The organism is Pseudomonas sp. NPDC098747 (genome assembly GCF_044760045.1).
GTDB lineage: Bacteria > Pseudomonadota > Gammaproteobacteria > Pseudomonadales > Pseudomonadaceae > Aquipseudomonas.
Genome location: NZ_JBIWAL010000147.1, coordinates 1,012 through 1,377, shown reverse-complemented (window position 1 = coordinate 1,377; position 366 = coordinate 1,012). Strand labels below are relative to the sequence as shown.

Annotated in this window: 2 pseudogenes; both read right to left on the bottom strand. The window is 46.7% G+C overall.

From position 1 onward, the window contains the following. Positions 1–100: pseudogene (locus ACIQVE_RS29690) on the bottom strand (F0F1 ATP synthase subunit B); the annotation flags it as partial. Positions 101–159: 59 nt separating this feature from the next. Next, a pseudogene (gene atpE, locus ACIQVE_RS29685) lies at positions 160–297 on the bottom strand (ATP synthase F0 subunit C); the annotation flags it as partial. Positions 298–366: the final 69 nt, after the last annotated feature.

Genomic DNA, 366 nt, shown 5'->3' with positions numbered 1-366 from the left:
GCAGAGCAGCGATGACCGGAGGCCATACATACTTCATGCAGAACAGTACAAAAATCAGGAACGCAACGGACTGGCCAATCAGGGTCGCATTAATGTTCACGCCAACACCTCGCAGTTACGTTGTCCATCACATCAAATTACTCGGAAGAATCCGGGTAATTAGCCAGCGATCTGACCAACGAACGGGTTCGCAAAGGTGAAGAACAGAGCGATACCAACACCGATCATGGTTACGGCGTCGAGCAGACCGGCAACGATGAACATTTTAACTTGCAGCATTGGAACCATTTCTGGATTTATCGGTTGTGCTTCGTGTATGTTTAGTGTGTGATTGAGGTTTTATATTTCGGTTGTCTGTGTTTCATT